Annotated in this window: 15 protein-coding genes; 9 read left to right on the plus strand and 6 right to left on the minus strand. The window is 26.0% G+C overall.

Annotated elements, in window-relative coordinates; all coding sequences use genetic code 11:
* Nucleotides 1–13 precede the first annotated feature (13 nt).
* From AWN65_RS05345 to AWN65_RS05365, 5 genes are read left to right on the plus strand one after another with little or no spacing between them, the layout of a single operon-like run.
* Entirely contained in the window at nucleotides 14–538 is a 525-nt protein-coding gene (locus AWN65_RS05345) for a GNAT family N-acetyltransferase (protein WP_060383830.1), read from the plus strand.
* A gap of 7 nt (nucleotides 539–545) precedes the next feature.
* The gene (locus AWN65_RS05350) at nucleotides 546–1,148 is read left to right on the plus strand and encodes a GNAT family N-acetyltransferase (RefSeq protein ID WP_081078396.1); all 603 of its coding nucleotides are present in this window, start codon (nucleotides 546–548) and stop codon (nucleotides 1,146–1,148) included.
* A complete protein-coding gene (locus tag AWN65_RS05355; protein ID WP_060383831.1) occupies nucleotides 1,141–1,680 on the plus strand; it encodes a hypothetical protein in 540 nt (179 codons plus the stop codon). The genes AWN65_RS05350 and AWN65_RS05355 overlap by 8 nt, the downstream gene beginning before the upstream one ends.
* Before the next feature lie 36 nt (nucleotides 1,681–1,716).
* Entirely contained in the window at nucleotides 1,717–2,562 is an 846-nt protein-coding gene (locus tag AWN65_RS05360) for a substrate-binding domain-containing protein (RefSeq protein WP_060382229.1), read from the plus strand.
* A 35-nt stretch (nucleotides 2,563–2,597) separates the two neighbouring features.
* The gene (locus tag AWN65_RS05365; RefSeq protein ID WP_060383832.1) at nucleotides 2,598–3,533 is read left to right on the plus strand and encodes a transglutaminase-like domain-containing protein; all 936 of its coding nucleotides are present in this window, start codon (nucleotides 2,598–2,600) and stop codon (nucleotides 3,531–3,533) included.
* Nucleotides 3,534–3,535: 2 nt separating this feature from the next.
* Here AWN65_RS05365 and AWN65_RS05370 read toward each other — a convergent pair whose 3' ends face one another.
* On the minus strand, nucleotides 3,536–4,201 hold the full coding sequence (locus tag AWN65_RS05370; protein WP_060382230.1) for a uracil-DNA glycosylase: 666 nt from the start codon (nucleotides 4,199–4,201) through the stop codon (nucleotides 3,536–3,538).
* A gap of 90 nt (nucleotides 4,202–4,291) precedes the next feature.
* On the opposite strand from AWN65_RS05370, the gene AWN65_RS05375 reads away from it, so the two are divergent.
* Together AWN65_RS05375 and AWN65_RS05380 are read left to right on the plus strand one after the other, a co-directional pair.
* A complete protein-coding gene (locus AWN65_RS05375) occupies nucleotides 4,292–5,662 on the plus strand; it encodes an SGNH/GDSL hydrolase family protein (protein WP_060382231.1) in 1,371 nt (456 codons plus the stop codon).
* A 9-nt stretch (nucleotides 5,663–5,671) separates the two neighbouring features.
* Nucleotides 5,672–7,153: an MBOAT family O-acyltransferase gene (locus AWN65_RS05380; RefSeq protein ID WP_060382232.1), complete on the plus strand. Its 1,482-nt coding sequence runs from the start codon at nucleotides 5,672–5,674 to the stop codon at nucleotides 7,151–7,153.
* A 499-nt stretch (nucleotides 7,154–7,652) separates the two neighbouring features.
* Here AWN65_RS05380 and AWN65_RS05385 read toward each other — a convergent pair whose 3' ends face one another.
* Both AWN65_RS05385 and fabG read right to left on the minus strand, forming a co-directional pair.
* Nucleotides 7,653–9,680 (minus strand): hypothetical protein, encoded by a 2,028-nt coding sequence (locus AWN65_RS05385; RefSeq protein WP_060382233.1) that lies wholly within the window; start codon nucleotides 9,678–9,680, stop codon nucleotides 7,653–7,655.
* A gap of 95 nt (nucleotides 9,681–9,775) precedes the next feature.
* A complete protein-coding gene (fabG, locus tag AWN65_RS05390) occupies nucleotides 9,776–10,522 on the minus strand; it encodes a 3-oxoacyl-[acyl-carrier-protein] reductase (RefSeq protein ID WP_060382234.1) in 747 nt (248 codons plus the stop codon).
* A gap of 162 nt (nucleotides 10,523–10,684) precedes the next feature.
* Between fabG and AWN65_RS05395 the strand changes: the two genes are divergently transcribed.
* On the plus strand, nucleotides 10,685–11,878 hold the full coding sequence (locus AWN65_RS05395) for a cytochrome-c peroxidase (protein WP_060382235.1): 1,194 nt from the start codon (nucleotides 10,685–10,687) through the stop codon (nucleotides 11,876–11,878).
* Nucleotides 11,879–11,923: 45 nt separating this feature from the next.
* Here the strand turns inward: AWN65_RS05395 and AWN65_RS05400 are convergent, their stop codons facing one another.
* The 3 genes from AWN65_RS05400 to AWN65_RS05410 all read right to left on the minus strand — a co-directional run bounded on the left by AWN65_RS05400 (nucleotide 11,924) and on the right by AWN65_RS05410 (nucleotide 15,728).
* Complete coding sequence (locus AWN65_RS05400; protein ID WP_060382236.1) at nucleotides 11,924–13,450, minus strand: oligosaccharide flippase family protein; 1,527 nt, start codon at nucleotides 13,448–13,450, stop codon at nucleotides 11,924–11,926.
* A 186-nt stretch (nucleotides 13,451–13,636) separates the two neighbouring features.
* Nucleotides 13,637–14,749: a DegT/DnrJ/EryC1/StrS family aminotransferase gene (locus AWN65_RS05405; RefSeq protein WP_060382237.1), complete on the minus strand. Its 1,113-nt coding sequence runs from the start codon at nucleotides 14,747–14,749 to the stop codon at nucleotides 13,637–13,639.
* 40 nt (nucleotides 14,750–14,789) lie between these two features.
* A complete protein-coding gene (locus tag AWN65_RS05410) occupies nucleotides 14,790–15,728 on the minus strand; it encodes a hypothetical protein (protein ID WP_060382238.1) in 939 nt (312 codons plus the stop codon).
* Nucleotides 15,729–15,835: 107 nt separating this feature from the next.
* Between AWN65_RS05410 and AWN65_RS05415 the strand changes: the two genes are divergently transcribed.
* Nucleotides 15,836–16,621 carry a TrmH family RNA methyltransferase gene (locus AWN65_RS05415; protein ID WP_060382239.1) on the plus strand — a complete coding sequence of 262 codons (786 nt, stop codon included), beginning with the start codon at nucleotides 15,836–15,838 and terminating at the stop codon, nucleotides 16,619–16,621.
* The last annotated feature ends 430 nt before the right edge of the window (nucleotides 16,622–17,051 follow it).

A 17,051-nucleotide genomic window follows, 5' to 3' on the forward strand; every position in this document is an offset into this window, starting at 1 on the left:
TATTATCCTAAAAATGGTACAAAAATTAGAAAGCAAAAGGTTACTCTTTAAACCATTTGAAATGAGTGATGCAGAATCATTGTTTAAAATGGATAAGAATCCTAATGTACATAAATATTTGTGGCAACAACCTGTTCAAAATATTCAAGAAGTTGAAAATACTATTAAAAAAGTTTTAGAGCAATATAACCGAAATAAAACAGGAAGATATATTACCATTCTAAAAGAAACTGGCGAATTTATTGGATGGACAGGTATTAAATTTGTAGATGATCATATAGAAAATGGTAATACCAATTTTTATGACTATGGCTACAGACTAGACGAACCTTTTTGGGGTAAAGGATATGCCTCCGAAGCTACAAAGTTTTGGCTCCAACATAGTTTTAATAATATGAAAATAAAAGAATTACATGCCTATACACATTTTGAAAATGCAGCTTCTAATCATATATTAAAGAAAAGTGAATTTAAATTTATAGAAACATATCTTACAAAAGATAACACATCATGGAACTGGTGGAAAATTATTAAATAGTTACTTAATGGATTTTATTTTAGAAACACCAAGGCTAATCATGCGACCTTTGGAAATCGAAGATTTAGAGATATTGCATAAAATAGATTCTAATCCTAATGTTCATGAATATTTATGGAATGCTCCAGCAACTGATATTAACCAAACAAAATTTGTAATTAATTCTATTTTAAGCCAATATATCAAACATAATATAGGAAGGTATGGCATTATTTTAAAAGAAACTAATGAATTTATTGGCTGGGGAGGTCTTAAATTTAATGAAAACACAGTTAATAATAATCAAAATTTTTATGATATTGGGATTTGCATTACACAAGAACATTGGAATAAAAAATTAGGTTTTGAAGTTTTTCAAGCATGGATTAAATACGCATTTAGAAATCTAAATTTACCTAAACTATACGCCTATACACAAACAAAAAATGACAGTAGTAATAGAATGGCAGAAAAGATCCAAATGCGTAAAACAAATGAATTTCTTTATGATGACCAAAATTGGAATTGGTACGAATTAGGAATACTAAAATATGATATGATTATTAATAAAGGAATAATAAAGGATATAGAAATAAATATTTTACCTATTCTAAAAAATGATTATGAATAGTCTATCAAATTGGTTTAATGAAAAAAGTATCTCTACTTGGGAAGAACTAACTACATACGTAAGAAAAATTCCATACGGAAGAAATAGTATACGTGACGATTTTTCTCTTGTATTAACAGAAAACAGAGGAACTTGTAGTTCAAAACACGCATTACTCAAATCTCTAGCTTCAAAATTTAATCAGGAAAACGTAGATCTTGTTTTAAGTATTTTTAAAATGAATGCTAAAAATACTCCCCTTCTAAATGAAATTTTAAAAAAACATTCTATAGACTACATACCTGAAGCGCATTGTTATTTAAAAGTAAACGGTGTATATCAGGACTATACAAGTGAAGATACTTTTTATTCTAAAATAAAAGAAGACATTATTAATAAAATTATAATTGAACCCAAACAAGTTATTCAATATAAAATAGAATATCATCAAACATTTTTAAAAAACTGGATTCTTGAAACTAAACAAGATAAAACTTTTGAAGAAATTTGGAATATTCGTGAAAAATGTATAACTAAATTATCTCAAAACTAAATAATATTTTAAAAAATTATTTTCCCTAATTTAAATATGAAAACAGTAAGAATTGTTGGAGTTCCAGAACATTTTAATCTACCATGGCAATTATGTATAGAAAACGGAGAATACGATCAGGTAGGAATAGACTTACAATGGACTGATATTCCAGAAGGAACAGGAAAAATGTGTCAAATGTTACGCAACAATGAAACAGATATTGCAGTTATTCTTACTGAGGGAATAATAAAAGATATTGCATCAGGCAATGATAGTTCAATAATACAACTATACGTTCAATCTCCTTTAATTTGGGGAGTACATGTTAACGCTAGTTCTAAATACCATTATTTATCTGATTTAGAGAACACTAAAAGCGCAATCTCAAGAGTAGGTTCAGGTTCTCATTTAATGAGTTTTGTAAATGCCAAACAACAAAATTGGAATTTAAATAAATTAAATTTTGAAATTGTTAATACAATTGAAGGAGCTGTAGAATCCTTACAAAGTGGAAATGCAGATTATTTTTTATGGGAACGTTTCATGACACAACCACTTGTAGATCAAGGTATTTTTAGAAGAATAAGCGAATGCCCTACTCCATGGCCTTCTTTTGTAATTGCCGTTCGAAATGAATTTTTAAAAAATAATCCAACTACATTAGAATTAATATTAGAAATTATTAATAATACAACCATTGAATTTAAAGAAATTCCAAGTATAGACAGAACACTAGCTGCACGTTACAATCAAAAAGTAGATGATATACAACAATGGCTTAAGAAAACAAGATGGTCACAAAAAAAAATGGATCAAAAAACATTTGACAAAATTCAAAACCAATTATTAGAATTTAATTTAATAGAAAATACACTATCTTTTGAAATGATCGTAAAATAATAATCTTTTTACGTGATATAAAAATGACTACAAATATGCTTAAAAACCTTTATTATAAATATAAAGATAAGCTTTCTTTACCTAAGCCTTGGGATTATGTAGTCATTTTTATTTTATGCTTATTATTAACTCTCCCTACTTTCATAATTGCTCATCATAATTTAAAAGAAATTGATTGCGAGATTCCTTTTGATCGTATAATCCTATTTATTCTTATTTCATTAAGTTATTATTTTCTATTAAAAAAAATAAAAAAGATAATTTTAATTTTTATTCTTATCTATACTTTGATTTTATTATACGGTACTTTTTTTGGAAATTATGGGTTTTATAAATTATATGATGATTATAGATCCATGATGTATACAATGGATGAAAATCCTTATCCACAAGATATTATTATTAATAAATTACTTCCTTTTCCTAATAAATATAAGGTTTTAAAAGCAATTGATTTTAATAATCCTAAAGTACGGAATTTTGCTGTTTGGTCTACTACTCAAAACTTTAAAAACGTATCACATTTAAAAAAATTTTTCGAATATAGAACTACCATACAATGTTTTGCTGTTTTTAAAGAAATTAAAAAAAGATGGAATTATGTAAATGATCCACAAGGTAATAATTACATAGCCAGTGCTTCTGAATCAATAGAGCATTTTTCAGGTGATTGTGATGATCACGCTATATTAATGGCTGCAGGTATTAAAGCCGTTGGTGGTATTCCCCGTTTGATACACACCGATGCTCACATTTACCCAGAAATGTTTATTGGTACCAAAAGAGATCTTGAAAAGATAAACTATTTAATACACGAAGTCTTATTTCCTCAAGAAAGTAAAAACAAAGCCTTACATTATCATATAGATGAACGAGGGTATATTTGGCTTAATCTTGATTATACAGCTAATTATCCTGGTGGAAAATTTATGAGCGAAGCTATTTTAGGCCAATTAACACTAAATGACTAAAGTTACCATTTTATTTCCTCTTTTTTAATAGATTTCAAATAGTCATTTGTTTTACTAAAATGCTTGTTATTAAACCATAATCCACGATTAGCACTTAATGGCGAAGGATGTCCTGCTTCTAAAACATAATGTTTGTTTCGGTCTATTTTTGCTCCCTTTTTTTTGGCAAATCCTCCCCAAAGTAAAAAAACAACATTTTCCTTTTTATCAGAAATTTGCTCAATAACGGCATCTGTAAATGTTTCCCATCCTTTATTTTGATGGCTACCAGCAGTATTTTCTCTAACTGTTAAAGTTGCATTTAAAAGCAATACTCCTTGTTCAGCCCAACGTTCTAAATTTCCAGAAATAGGAATTGGAATATTCAAATCTGTTTGAATTTCCTTAAAAATATTAATTAATGAAGGTGGAAATGAAATACCTTCATTAACAGAAAAACATAATCCGTTAGCTTGTCCTAAACCATGGTAAGGATCCTGCCCTATTATAACTACTTTTACATTATCAAAGGGACAATGATCAAATGCAGAAAAAATAAGACTTCCTTTGGGAAAACAACGCCCTATTTGATATTCATTTTTTACAAAATCAATTAGATTTTTGAAATATTCTTTATCAAATTCTTCTGTTAAGATTTGACTCCAAGAATTATGAATTTTTACTTCCATTTTTTTTCTTACAAAAATATTAAAACTTATAAACTTATGATAACTTTTCCATACTTTTGCCCGGTTTTATAGCATATCAAATAACACTAAATGAACAGCAATAATAAAGTATTTGTATTTGTTTTATCGGTCACATCCGTATATTTTGGACTTTCATTTTTTGAAAAAAATATAATTAAATATTATCCTAGTTTCAAAAATGTAAGTTTATTTACTGACATAGAAAGCGATAAGGTAATAAAAATAAATAAAAAAAAGATAAAAAACGACCTTTTAATTAGTAAAACTAAAAAAGAAGATAGTACGTTTATAAATTTTGAGAATTACAACACAACTAACATTACTGATTTTGATAATGATACTAATAATTTTGTATTCCAAAATTTATCTAAGAAACTAGTTGAATTATATCAAAATAAAAAAACAAAAATTAGAATTGCTTGGTTTGGTGATAGTCAAATAGAAGGAGATTTAATGACTCAGGATCTTAGAGAAATGCTTCAAAGTTATTTTAATAAGAAAAAAGGTGTTGGTTTTGTACCTATAAATTCTATTTCTGCTGATTTTAGACAAACTGCTTCTTCAAAAACAGCGGGCATTTTTGAAACATTCAATTTCAAACAAAATCCTAAAAAAAATGTTTTTTTATCTGGATATTCCTTCCTTAGTTCCGATCTAGATATTACTTTACAAAATAATATAAAAAAGGATAGTGCACAAATTCTTGAAAAATGGTTATTATTTGGTAAAGGAAATGATATTTCTATAACTCAAAATGGAATTCAAACAAATTATAAAGCAGATAAAAATTTTAATAAAATCTTATTAGATAAATCTGTATCTAATAATATACACTTCAATGCTAAATTTTCTAATACTCCCATTTATGGTGTAAGTTTTGAACCTGAGAGCGGAATTGTATTAGATAATTTTTCTTTTAGAGGAATTACAGGAGTTGAGTTAGATAAAATTAGCATAGAATTACTACAAAATCTAAATCAAGAAAATTATTATGATTTAATTGTTTTTCAATATGGAGTAAATTTAATGTTTAGAGCTAATGATTTAAATTATGATTACTACTATCAAAAAATGACACCTATAATTAAAAAGTTTAAAAAAGAAATGCCTAAGACTGATTTTTTAATTTTTAGTTGTTCCGATAGAGCTTTTAAATATAATAATGAATGGAAAACAGCAATAGGAATTGATAGCTTAATAAAAATACAAGCTAGATTGTCTTATGATAATAAAATTCCTTTTTATAATCTTTTTAATTCAATGGGAGGAAAAGGAACTATGAAAAAATGGGTAGACACTATTCCTACTATGGCAAGTAAAGATTATATTCATTTTAATAATAGAGGATCAAAAGTCGTTGCCAAAACCATCTTTAAATCAATTCAAAAAGAATTTGAAAAAATAAAAACTAAATCTAAAAAACAAAATAATAAAAATTAATTTTAAAAAATGCTAACCCTTGATATTAATAAAATAATAGATCAACTATTTTATGATCCTAAAAACCCATTGCTTTTTAATAGTGGCTTCTTTGTTTACTTTTTTTTAATTTTTATTATTTGTTACTATATTTTAAGAAAAAATTATCTTGGGAGAGCTTATATTTTAAGTGTTTTTTCACTTTATTTTTTCTATAAAGCAAGTGGTAATTTTGTTTTTTTAGTAATAGGATCAGCTGTTGTTGATTATTTACTATCTATAGCCATATACAAAGCGAGAAGTAATGCAGGACTCAAGAAATTTTTGTTAATTTTTTGTATTATTTTTAATTTAGGACTTCTTTTTTACTTTAAATATACGAATTTCTTTATAGAAATAATAAATAATTTAAATATAACGAAATTAGACCCCGTACATATTTTATTACCTATTGGAATTTCTTTTTATACCTTCGAAAATATTAGTTATGCAGTAGATGTTTACAAAGGTGAGATAAAACCAGAAGAGAATATTGCTAATTATATTTTATTCTTATCTTTTTTTCCAAAATTGGTTATGGGACCTATTGTAAGAGCTAAAGACTTTATTCCTCAACTAAAAAAGGATTATTATGTAAGTTCTGAAGATTTTTCTAAAGGGTTTTATTTAATAATAAGTGGATTAATTAAAAAGTTAATTATCTCTGATTATATAACTCTAAATTTAGTAAACTATATTTTTGATGGTCCTCATTTACACAATGGTTTTGAATGTCTTATAGCTCTTTATGGATATGCTATTGTAATTTATTGTGATTTTAGCGGATATAGCGATGTAGCAATTGGAATTTCTAAATGGTTAGGAATCACTATTCCTCCTAATTTTGAATCGCCATATCAAAGTACTTCTCTTACTGAATTTTGGAGAAAATGGCACATTTCATTATCATCTTGGCTACGTGATTATTTGTATATTGCTATGGGAGGAAATAAAAAAGGTAAATTAAGAACTAATATTAATTTATTTTTAACTATGCTTATAGGTGGATTTTGGCATGGAGCAAGTTGGAATTTTATCATTTGGGGTTCTTTACATGGTTTCGGGTTAATTTTTAATAAATATTGGACTAATATTACTTCTAAAATTAATATTCTTCCTAAATTTATTTCAAAAATTCTTTTTGGTCTTATAACATTTCATTTTGTATGTTTTTGTTGGATATTTTTCAAAGCAGAAAATTTAGAGACTTCCTTAACTTTTATAAACCAAATAATAAATCAGTTTAGTCTTGAAGGAGCTGAAGAATTTATAAGAAACTATGAACAACCCTTAATCATGATTATTGTAGGTTATTTAATACATTTAATACCTAATAATTGGAGTGAAAAATATATAAAAGTACAAACTAAACTCCCTTTGGTTTTTAATGTTATTGTTATGATTTTATTTATCTTTTTATATTCCTATTTTAAAAGTTCAGAATCTGTAATGCCTATTTATTTACAGTTTTAATAAATTTTTATTGTTTTTTGAACTAAACCTGTTTTTAATTTTTAGAAAATGGGTTTAGTTTAATAATATAGTTATTATTCAGAATATATTCGATAGTACTCAAAAATAGAGAATAGAGGAAAATGTTTTAAAATCTAACAAAAAAAGTTTATTACTCTTTTTCTAAACTGACTTTTAAATGCTTTTTTGCATTTAAAAAATATTTTATAATAACTTAGGCACATAAAATACCCCCCAATTCTTTCTTTGATTATCAATCTATTTATAGCCAATAATTTTATTTCTTATTAGAAAAAAATTGAAGAATTAATAAAAATTAGTATTGGTTCTCGATATGCTTCGCGGTCGAACTAAAGATGATTTAAATTATATACTCAACCGTTTGTTAGAGTTATTTTAAAATGAAAAAAAAATATCGAGAATTTTACTTTTTAATCCAGTATATTTTTAAGTTTAAATGGTATTATTTGAAAAGATAATATTATTCTTTCAAAAGTATTTATAACAAACCATTGTATTTTCTTATAACCCATTCAGTACTTAATAATATTATTAATAAGATCAATCCATAAATCCAATCTATCAGAGGAGATTTTTTTATGACTTCTTTTTGAGTAGGTTTATATTTTTCTAAACTTTCCAGATGAAGCATCAGTTCTTCTATTTGTTTTGGAAAATATACCTTTCCTTGAGTATTTTCTGCTAATTGTTTTAATCGTGCTAGATCTACATTTATAAATTGTTTTTCCGCATCAAAATACAAAATATGAAACTTGCCAGAATATTGTGTTCCTGACTGTTTTTCTTTTACTTGAAAAATATAATTACCTGCCTCTAAATTATCAAAAGCTACAGAAAAATCATTATTCCCTTTTACAAAATCATAGAGCTTTAGTTGTTTTGTATTATTATTTTTTAGTTGAATCGTAAGTTGTGCATTTTGGTCAAATTCATAATTTTTATTAAAATATTGAGCTGATATTATGACTGTTTCTCCTGAATTATAAAAATTTTCATGATTAACTACTAGATTTTTCTTTTGGGTATTTGAAGCTACATATTGTGTCATTTTATCGAAGAAAAGATCAAATTTTTCAAAAGTCTTTTCTCTTAAATAGCTTTCTAATCGCCATTTCCAAATATTTTCTCCAAATAAAAATGCGTTTCTGGTTATACCATTTTCTGTAAAGGCTAATAAAGGATTTTCTGTAATTACTGTACGGATACGGGCTGTAAGTAAATTATTTGCATTAGATTTTGGAATGATTGTTCCAAATGGGTTTTCTAAAGGAGGAAATTGCTCAAAACCAAAATCATCAATAGAAAAAGAATTAAAATTGGGATTAAACTTAGCAGAGTAATCTTCTTTTTGAAGTGATGTTTTAAATTCAAATTGATTGTAATATTGTGATAATAAATTAAAGTCTGTATGAAGTCCTGTAATTACAAAAGTATTGATCTTACGATTTTTATTTTGTTCTAAAATAGATTTAAATTCTGAATTTGGTTGATATAAAAATAAAATATTAAAATCATTCAAATTTTTAATTTCTTTTGGCTTAATCAAAGTTACTTTACGTTGCGCATTTGATTCTATGGCTCTTTTTATAGCTCCCATATCAGGATGAACAATAGATGACACTAATGCAACTTCTGTACGTTGATCTATTACCTCTACAGCAAAGTTTTTAATATTATTAAACTTATTTTTTTCTTTTTCTTTAGAGGTAATAATTGCTTTATAAGTATGAACTCCTACTTTATCGGCATTTAATAGAATAGATAAATTTTTTGATTTTTTGTTAGCTGAAAAAGAAACATTTTGCGTATAGACTGTTTTATTGGCTTTTTGTATACTTAAATTAGCTGTAACAGACTTATTTCCTGTATAATTTAAAAATATTTCTACTGGAAATTTATTTTTATAAAAAGCATATTTATTTGCATTTAATTGATTTACTCTTAAGTCTAGATGCTGAATTGTATCGCCTAAAACAACAGGAAAAACATGAGTATTTTGTTGGATATTAAAAACATAATCATTTCCTTGTGTTTGGTTTCCATCGGTGAGTAAAACTATAGGATGTTCTTCTGTTCTATATAATTGTTTTAAGCTTTCAAATACTTTATAAATATTTGATTTTTTTTCTTTAAAAGTAAGTGGTTTATCTGTATTTAATTCTTCATCAAAGGAAAATAATTGAATTTGATATTTTTCTTTGAGTTTTGGATTTTCAGCAATTTTTTGAGATATTTCCTTTGCTATTTCATTTTGTTTTAGAAATGTTATTGATTCTGAATTGTCAATAACTACAGGTAGTATCGTTTTTATAGTTTCATAATTACTTTTAGTAATAATTGGATTTATTAATAATAATAAAACTAAAAATAACGAGGAAAAACGTAAAGCTGTCAAAAATAAGTATAAAGGTGATTTATTTTTGGCTTTATATAAATATTGATAAAAAGCAATTCCAGCAGAAACTATTATTGCTAAAAGTAAAAGTAAAATTGTATTTATCGACATTTTTCAAATAATTAATTAAAGAGCAAAGAGTAAATTCATGAAAACCTAATCATTACTATTACTCTTTACTGGTATGTTAATTTTGTGATTATAAATTAGGTAAGCATTCCTCCATCTACGTTTAACACTTGTCCTGTAACATAGGCACTCAAATCAGATGCTAAAAAGACACAAGCATTAGCAATGTCTTCTGGTTTACCACCACGTTTTAAAGGAATTGTATCTCTCCAGCCTTGTACAACATCTTCGTTTAATTTAGCCGTCATTTCTGTTTCAATAAAACCAGGAGCTATTGCATTACAACGAATATTTCGAGATCCTAATTCTAATGCTATAGATTTAGTAAATCCAATCATTCCTGCTTTAGATGCAGCATAATTTGCCTGACCTGCATTTCCTTTTACTCCTACTACACTACTCATGTTAATGATAGATCCCGCACGGTTTTTTAACATCGTTTTTTGAACCGCTTTGGTCATATTAAATACAGACTTTAAATTAATATCTATTACCGCATCAAAATCTTCCTCTGACATTCTCATTAATAGGTTATCTTTAGTTACTCCTGCATTATTAATAAGAATATCTATTGTTCCAAATTCAGCTAAAACATCATCAATTAGTTTTTGTGCTTCAGTAAAATTGGCTGCATTTGATTTATATCCTTTTGCTTTAACTCCTAAAGTTATTAACTCATTTTCTAACGCTAAAGCACTTTCAGCTGATGAGCTATAAGTAAAAGCTACATTCGCTCCATTTTTTGCAAATACTTCTGCTATTCCTTTACCAATACCACGACTGGCACCTGTAATAATAGCTACTTTTCCTTCTAATAATTTCATTTTATTTCTTTAATATATATGATAATTTATTTGGTCGAACAAATATAAAAATACTTTAATATTATTCTATAACATTTTAGATTTAAAATTAAACCTTTTTCTTTTTATCTAGTCTTATAGAAAAGACTCTTTTAAAAGCTATTTATTTAATAATCAGAACTTATGAAAAAACAAAACTGTTTATATGTATTATTAATTTTAAGTGTAGCTTGTCAATCTAATGATGATTCCTATACTCAAGTTCCTGAAACTAACGAAAATTATCCTAACATTACAAGTACTTTTGCTAATACAATAGATTTAAAAAATCTCTATAATTATGCTAATCAAATAGTTCCTAGTTATATAACTAAATTTAATACTGGTACAAATCTTATAACAAATAAAGGAGCTACTCTTGGAAGGGTTTTATTTTATGATAAAAATCTTTCTTCTAATAATACCATTTCGTGTGCTAATTGTCATCAGCAAGCTAACGCATTTAGTGATACTGAATTAGCTAGTAAGGGAGTAAATGGAACAACCGATAGACATTCTATGCGATTAATAAACAATAGGTTTACTAATGAAACTCGTTTTTTTTGGGACAAACGTGCTTCTAGTCTGGAATTTCAAGTTACTCAACCTATTAAAAATCATACGGAAATGGGATTTAGTGGTACAAATGGAGATTCAAATTTTAATGATTTAATAATGAAATTAAGCACAATTCCTTATTACCCAGAACTTTTTAAGTTTGTGTATGGTTCAGAAGAAATTACAGAAGAAAAAATTCAACTTGCTTTAGCTCAATTTGTAAAAAGTATTCAATCTTTTGATTCTAAATACGATATAGGAAGAGCACTTGTGTCAAATGATAATCAATCTTTTCCTAATTTTAATATTGAAGAAAATACAGGAAAAAATTTATTTCTTACTTCTCCTATATTTGATGCTTTAGGGAACAGAATAAGTGGAGGATTAGGTTGTGCAACCTGTCACACTGCTCCAGAATTTGATCTAAATCCTAATAGCAAAAATAATGGTATAGGAGGTTCTATTAAAGGTGGGGCTGATTTTAGTGTTACAAGAGCTCCAAGTTTGAGAGATTTAGTTAAAACAAACGGAATTACAAATGGTCCTATGATGCATACTGGAGTTATTAAAACATTACAAGCTGCTATTGGTCACTATGGAAATCTAACAAATGCAGCTACTAACAATCCTAATCTTGATAATCGCTTAAAACCAAATGGTTTTGGACAACAACTCCACCTCAATGCTAATGAGGTGAGTGCTGTTATTGCTTTTCTAAAAACATTATCTGGTACTAACGTATATACGGATCCTAAATGGTCTACTCCTTTTAAATCGTAAAAAATATTTATAATAAAATATCTTTGAATGTTCTTACTTTTTAAGTTAGCTATCTTTCTTATTAAAATATAGAGTAATTTTATTTTGAATTTCACTTAATACTGGTATCGTTCCTAATGTATTCTTTTTTAACTGATCAAAAGAATATTTTAAACTAAATAAAAAGATTAAAAATGATATAGTATAACTCAAAACATTTACTTCTCTGTAAATAAATATAAAAAAAACAACACTTAATAAAAAGAACATAACCATACTATTTTTAAAAATTTGTTTTTCAAACTGGAATGAATAACGTCTTTTTGTTATAAAATAAATTAAAATATTATATTGAAAGAAATGAATTAAATAAGCTATTCCTAATCCATTGATACCGTAATAAATATAAAAATATACATATAAAATCAGTTTAATTAAATTTCCGTATACGCCTTCAAAAAAAAGATAGAAAAATTTATCACTTTTTGCAAAAGAAATATAGCCCATACAATAAGAAACTAATTGAAAAAAAGTAGCCAAAGAAATCAATCTAATTAACAAAACAGAACTTAAAAATTCTTTAGACAAAAATAATTGAACTAAAAAAGGTGCCGTAATAATTAATATGATTAATAATGGCGAAACCAATAAAACAACCAGATCTGTTTGTTCATTAACTAATTGTTTTACTTTAAGGTTATCGTTAGAAACCCTAGACAACCTAGGAAAAAAATCAGTTGCTAATGCCATTAATAAAAAACCTATATATTGAGTTGTTAATGAAATGGCTGCTGAATACAATCCTAAATCATTTAATCCGCCTTTTCCTTCTATAAAAGTATTAACTAATTGATTGGTAATTAATCCTAAAAGAGAGGTTAAAATTAAGACCAAACCCAGTTGCATTATTCTTTTAAGATATAAAATTAAAGTAAAATTTAGCTGAAAACATACTTTAATTTTACTCTTTACAAAATAAAATGATGAAACCATGAAACTAATAAAAGCCGAGCTTAAAATTGAAAAAACGATAGCTTCTTCTTTATATTTATAAAAAAATAAAGTGGATAATACAAAACTAATAATTGCTGTGTATATACTTGAAGTAACTATACTTTGTATCATTTGTAAGGATTTAAAGATAGTTTGTATACCTTTTCCTAAAATTGTAAAAAATAAAAATAAAGATAAAAAGATAAAATCTTGATAGTGGTTATATGATTTAAATGTAAATAAACTCAATTGTTTAGCAAAAATAACCGTTAAAAACGTGCCAAAAAGAGCTGAAAATAAAAACAATAAGACTGCAACATTAATATTTTTTTCTAATTCTTTTTTGTCATTACGTTCTAAAGTATTTGATAATTCTCTTACTACACTTAATTCTAAACCAAATAAACTAAAAGTAGATATAATATTTAGAGTAGAATTAAAAAGATTATTTAAAGCAATACCTGAAGGACCTAAAAAAACAGCCATTATCTTCCCTCTAAATATTGCTATTATAACGTTTATAACCTGAATTAATCCAAAACTTAATGTATTACTTAAGGTTTTTTTATAACTGTTTGTATTTGGAGTTTCATTTTGCATGTTCTTTCTAATAAAGCTATTTCTTTGTGTTCTAAAAAACTATTCTTACTCCAGATTATGCCTTTGTCTTTCTTATAAAATGTAAAGATTTTTTATATAGATATTATTTTACTACATTAAAAAGAAAAAATTTTAAAATCTAATATATTTCTATTACATAATCCAAATTCAATATAAATGACAATTTTAAAAAAGATTTATTTTATTTATTATATAATCTACCTCTTCTTTAGTCATTACAGGACTTATTGGCAAACTTAGTATCTCATTATGAATTTGTTCTGTAATTGGAAAACTCAAATGATTCCATTCTTTCATTGCTTCTTGTTTATGAGGTGGAATAGGATAATGAATAAGTGTTTGAATACCATTAACTTCTAAATATTTTTGCAATTCATCTCTTTGTTTACATCTAACAACAAAAACATGAAATACGTGTTCTTCTAAAATTTTAATTTTAGGTAAAATAATTCGAGGATTTTGAATCTTTTTCAAATAATTATCTGCTATCTTTCTTCTTTTTTTATTATCTTCATTTAATGCTGGAAGTTTAATATTTAGAAAAGCCGCTTGTAGTTCATCTAACCTTGAATTAAAACCTTTTAACTCATTATAGTATTTAATTAAAGATCCATAATTCCGTAATTTTTTAACAAGATCCACAAATATTTTGTCATTTGTTACAACAGCCCCTCCGTCTCCCAAAGCACCTAAATTTTTACCTGGATAAAAACTAAATGTACGAGTGTGATTTCCTATAAAAACAAGTCCATGAGCTTGAGCACAATCTTCTATAATTAACAAATTATGTCTATATCCTATTTCAATTATAGCGTTCATATCCGCTAACTGACCATATAAATGTACCACCAAAATACCTTTTGTTCTAACATTTATATTTTCCTCTATTTTAGAAGGGTCTATAATATATGTATCTAAATCAGGTTCTACTAACACAGGTATAAGTCCTGCTTGTATAATACCTAAAATAGAAGCTATATAAGTATTTGCTGGCACTATTATTTCATCTCCCTTTTTTAAATCTCCTTTTTCTAAATACGCTAAAAAACTAAGTGTTATAGCATCTAATCCGTTACCTACTCCAACACAATAATTAGATCCACAATAATCTGCAAATTGTTTTTCAAATAGAGCTACTTCTTTTCCTAAAATATACCATCCTGATTTTAATATTTCTTGTAATTTATTTTGAAAAAATATTTCATAAGGTTCATTTATATTTTTTAAATTTAAGAAAGAGATATTCATAAAATCAGTATTTCCTTTTTTATCAGTCATAGAGCTTTAAATTCTATTTTTACTTATAATTTATATAATTTTATATTTCAATTTTGTACGTATCAAAATTGTAAATAGAACAACCTAACTCTAATTTTTGTTTTAATAAACCTATATTATACCCCAATGAACTATCATTAGTTACAGTACCCATATCAAAAAAATTAAATGAATCTTGGTACTTTTTTATTAGTTGAATAAATAAAAAATCAAGTGCTCTATATTTTTCTCCTAATATGGTTGTAGCACCATATTGTGATTTAATTCCTTTTTCTGAGATAAAGAGCGTAACTCCAGCTATAATTTCATTTTGAAAATAAACGGAATATTGTATGATATTAGAGGGAAATAAATCACGTAATTTTTGAATTTCTAATAATGAATGCACAGGCTTAGTTTTATAACGTTCTAGTAATCGAGGCTCTAAAACTTGTGTCCAAAAAGCTTTCAAACAAGTTTCTTCTCGTACTTCTAAACCTAATTTAATAATTTTGTTAAAATGCTTAATTTTACTTTTTGAAATAGTAACGAATCCTCTATAATCTATAATTAAGTTCATTTCACGTTTAAGTATAAAGCAATTATAACGATTAAACAACACAGCATCAACCCCTTGATTACCTGAAATATAAATACCCGGAATAGACTTCAATAAAACATCCTTGATTTTATTTTCTTTTAAAAAAATAAAAACATCTTCAATAATCATTTCTATTTTATCTATCGTAAGTTTTGATAAAAAGTAAAAACCAGCATAAGTCAGCCCTTGATGTGAATATAACGTTGCTCCTACTCTATTAGCAGGAAAAATAGCAACCAATAAATTATTATCAAAAACCATTAATGAAAAATCTTCAAAACGCTCCTTATGATATTCCATATAATCACGATGAAATAGAAAAGTAGCACTTTTAGACTCTTTAACAAACTGATTCCAAATAGTATAGTAATTTGAGTTATATTGTATTATTGTAAACAAACTTCAATGGTAAATATTAAAGTCGAAAAATACACATTTTAATATGGCAATACAAATTTTAACATCTCAGTTTTTTTAGATAATTTTGACCACTTATTCAAAATACAATGAAACAAATTAGCTCCATTCAAAATCCTTATATTAAATCATTAAATTTATTGCAAGAAAAGGCTAAAGAAAGAAAAAAAACAGGCACTTTTTTAATTGAAGGAATTAGAGAAATAGAATTAGCTAAAAAAGGTGGTTATCAAATAGATAGTATTTTAATTTGTACTGAAATACTTCCTGTATTTAACCCTGCTGAATTTGAATGTAGTCAAGTCATTGAAATTTCAAAAGAAGTATATCACAAATTAGCTTATCGTGATACTACCGAAGGTATTTTAGCTGTTGCAAAAATGAAATCTTTTGAATTAACCAGCTTAAAACTACCTCAAAACCCCTTAATACTAGTTGCAGAAGCTCCTGAAAAACCAGGTAATATAGGAGCCTTACTTCGCACAGCAGACGCTGCCAATTTAGATGCTGTAATTATTGCAAATCCAAAGAATGATCTTTACAACCCAAATATTGTTAGATCAAGTGTAGGATGTTTATTTACTAATCAAATTGCTACAGGCACAACAGATGAAATTATAGATTTCTTAAAAACTAACAACATTCCTTTTTACGCAGCTACGCTCCAAAATTCAACAAATTATCACACACAAGATTACACAAAACCCACGGCACTTGTAGTTGGAACAGAAGCTACAGGATTAAGCGAAGCATGGCGAACTGAAGCAACTCAAAATATCATAATTCCTATGCAAGGTGCTATAGACAGTATGAATGTTTCTGTTGCTGCTGCTATCTTAATTTTTGAAGCAAAAAGACAACGGAATTTTAAATAATTATTAAAATTCTAAATCCCTTTCCAAAAAAACTAACAAAATACATTTATCTATAAGAAAAAATTAGGTTTAAATTGTTTTTATTATTAAAACATATCTCTTGTTTTCATTTCTTTTAAAAATCAAGATATTATACGTTTAAATTATCTTTAAAAAATACTCCATTAACAAACAGATAGTTACAGAAAAAAACGTATTCATCTCTAAAAAATAAAACCTTATATTTTTATTACGAATACAAGTCTAATGTAAAAATACTGTTAAAGAATTAATTCTTTTAAGATATCATGATGTCATTACAAATTTTGTCAATAAATTTGATGGTATTATATAATACTATTCTAATTCCTGATTTCTATTTTTATTATTATGCCTAAATGATCCTAAACAAATAGAATTAAGAATTAAGATCTTAATATTTTCAAAAGAA

Origin of the sequence: Flavobacterium covae (assembly GCF_001534645.1) — a bacterium.
In the GTDB taxonomy this organism is placed as follows: Bacteria; Bacteroidota; Bacteroidia; order Flavobacteriales; family Flavobacteriaceae; genus Flavobacterium; species Flavobacterium covae.

Coding starts and splice junctions, on each gene's coding strand:
- AWN65_RS05345 (WP_060383830.1), top strand. CDS start 14: ATGGTACAAAAATTAGAAAGCAAAAGGTTACTCTTTAAACCATTTGAA.
- AWN65_RS05350 (WP_081078396.1), top strand. CDS start 546: ATGGATTTTATTTTAGAAACACCAAGGCTAATCATGCGACCTTTGGAA.
- AWN65_RS05355 (WP_060383831.1), top strand. CDS start 1,141: ATGAATAGTCTATCAAATTGGTTTAATGAAAAAAGTATCTCTACTTGG.
- AWN65_RS05360 (WP_060382229.1), top strand. CDS start 1,717: ATGAAAACAGTAAGAATTGTTGGAGTTCCAGAACATTTTAATCTACCA.
- AWN65_RS05365 (WP_060383832.1), top strand. CDS start 2,598: ATGCTTAAAAACCTTTATTATAAATATAAAGATAAGCTTTCTTTACCT.
- AWN65_RS05370 (WP_060382230.1), bottom strand. CDS start 4,201: ATGGAAGTAAAAATTCATAATTCTTGGAGTCAAATCTTAACAGAAGAA.
- AWN65_RS05375 (WP_060382231.1), top strand. CDS start 4,292: ATGAACAGCAATAATAAAGTATTTGTATTTGTTTTATCGGTCACATCC.
- AWN65_RS05380 (WP_060382232.1), top strand. CDS start 5,672: ATGCTAACCCTTGATATTAATAAAATAATAGATCAACTATTTTATGAT.
- AWN65_RS05385 (WP_060382233.1), bottom strand. CDS start 9,680: ATGTCGATAAATACAATTTTACTTTTACTTTTAGCAATAATAGTTTCT.
- fabG (WP_060382234.1), bottom strand. CDS start 10,522: ATGAAATTATTAGAAGGAAAAGTAGCTATTATTACAGGTGCCAGTCGT.
- AWN65_RS05395 (WP_060382235.1), top strand. CDS start 10,685: ATGAAAAAACAAAACTGTTTATATGTATTATTAATTTTAAGTGTAGCT.
- AWN65_RS05400 (WP_060382236.1), bottom strand. CDS start 13,450: ATGCAAAATGAAACTCCAAATACAAACAGTTATAAAAAAACCTTAAGT.
- AWN65_RS05405 (WP_060382237.1), bottom strand. CDS start 14,749: ATGACTGATAAAAAAGGAAATACTGATTTTATGAATATCTCTTTCTTA.
- AWN65_RS05415 (WP_060382239.1), top strand. CDS start 15,836: ATGAAACAAATTAGCTCCATTCAAAATCCTTATATTAAATCATTAAAT.